Source organism: Bradyrhizobium liaoningense, from assembly GCF_018130825.1.
GTDB classification, from domain to species: Bacteria; Pseudomonadota; Alphaproteobacteria; order Rhizobiales; family Xanthobacteraceae; genus Bradyrhizobium; species Bradyrhizobium liaoningense_B.
In genome coordinates this window covers 1-1,784 of the sequence record NZ_JAFCJS010000022.1, presented here as the reverse complement: position 1 = coordinate 1,784, position 1,784 = coordinate 1, and the positions used below count along the sequence as shown (strand labels likewise).

1 protein-coding gene and 1 pseudogene are annotated in these 1,784 nt (G+C 64.9%); both read right to left on the bottom strand.

All coding sequences use genetic code 11. The features are described 5' to 3' along the window. A partial coding sequence (locus tag JQ603_RS37860) for a HAMP domain-containing protein (protein ID WP_212348745.1) occupies nt 1-1,127 on the bottom strand: 1,127 nt, incomplete at its 3' end. A gap of 300 nt (nt 1,128-1,427) precedes the next feature. After that, nucleotides 1,428-1,784: pseudogene (locus JQ603_RS37855) on the bottom strand (methyl-accepting chemotaxis protein); the annotation flags it as partial.

Here is a 1,784-nt window from a genome sequence, read left to right as displayed (position 1 = left end):
TCGTGACGCAGGCGCTCGGTCTCGACCATATTGTCCTTGAACACCGCGATCGCCTTGGCCATGTCGCCGATCTCGTCGCGATTGCCGCGGCCGGGGATCTCGACCTTGAGATCGCCGCCGGCCAGCAGCCCCATCGCCCGGGTCATCGTGGACAGCGGACCGACGATGCTGCGGGCGATCAGGAAAGCGACGATGCCGCCGAATAGGATCGCAAGACCGCCGGCGACCTCCTGGATCCAGGTCGTATTGGCGATGACGCCATCGGCGGCCGCGCGCGACTTCTGGTAGTCGGCCTTCAGTGCGGTCTCCGCCACCTTGAGCTTGTCGACGCTTTCACCGATCAGGGGAGCGATCTCGTTGCGGTAGATTTCATCGGCCTGGAGGATTGCGGCCGAGGTCGTCTCGAAGGCCGACTTGTAGGCCGAAAGCGAGCTCTTGATCGGCCCGAACGCGGCCTTGACCTCGTCCGGCAGACCGGCCCCCTCCAGTGACTTGAGCGCCTGCTGCGCCCGATCGACATTGGTCCTGAAGGTCGCCGGCCCCTTTGCGTCCCGGACGGCGAGGAAGCGCCAGTTTGCGACCCGAACCAGCAGGATCTTGGATTCAAGATCGGCGACGGGAGCGCTCACGCTGGTATCGCCGGTTTCACGCGCGGCGTCGACCAGCTTGCCGGTGTTGGCGGTCAGTTGGTCGCCGCCGGCGAGCAGGATGGCCTTGCCCTTGGTCGTCTCATTGACGGCGGCGCCCATGCGCTCGCGCAGGGACTTCAACTTTTCGATGTCGCTGGTGAGGCCGTTATAGATCTTGAGCCGCTCCTCGGAGAGGGTGGCCTTGGCCGCAGCCTTCAACAGCTCGACCGTCGCCGCCTCCCGTTCCGCGGCTTCCTTGAAGGCCGGCTCGTTGGCGTCATAGATGTAGCGGAGATTGGCGCGCCGCAGCGCCTGCAGATTGATCGAGATTTCCTGGACGCGCGCGGTGTTGTCCGAGAGGACGGACAGGCGCTCCATCTGGCCCTGGACCGCCCACAGATTCCAGACCGCGACTGCGGCCATCACCAGGCCAAGGACCACGAGAACCGAAAATCCGGCGTACAGACGCCCCCGAATTCCCAAACGCAAGCTCGGCATCACTGTCCACCCATAGCAGGAAGAAAAGACAAGCAGCCGACGACGTTCTCGCGATCGCAACGACGACTCGTTGCAACCCACGTCCCCCAAGGAATCGTGCTGCACTGCCGTACAATGCGGAACAAGTGTTAATTGAGGCTGTATTTTACCGGTGCCGAGTACGGAGAAGCCGACGAAGGCATCGCCCTCGTGTGCTCCGATGAACAAGAGTTGGGCACAGGCGGCACGGCGGTGGCCCGATCAAGCCACAGCATCGCTTGAGGTCCACGCGCATGCGCGTGGACCTCTGTTTTTGAGACGTCAGGCGGCGTGGACCGAGCTCAGGAAGTGCGCGACTTCCTGCTTCAGCCGGTTGCTGTCCGCCGACAGCGAGCGCGCCGCCGACAGCACCTGCGAGGAGGCCGAACCGGTCTCGGACGCCCCGCGCTGCACGTCGCCGATATTGGTCGAGACGCGCTGGGTGCCGTGGGCGGCCTGCTGGACGTTGCGGGAGATCTCCTGCGTCGCCGCGCCCTGCTGCTCCACGGCGGCGGCGACTGCCGACGAGATCTCCGACAGCCGCTCGATGGTGCCGCTGATCTCCCTGATCGAGCCGACCGACTGCTCGGTGGCGGCCTGGATGCTGGAAATCTGCTGGCCGATCTCGCCGGTCGCTTT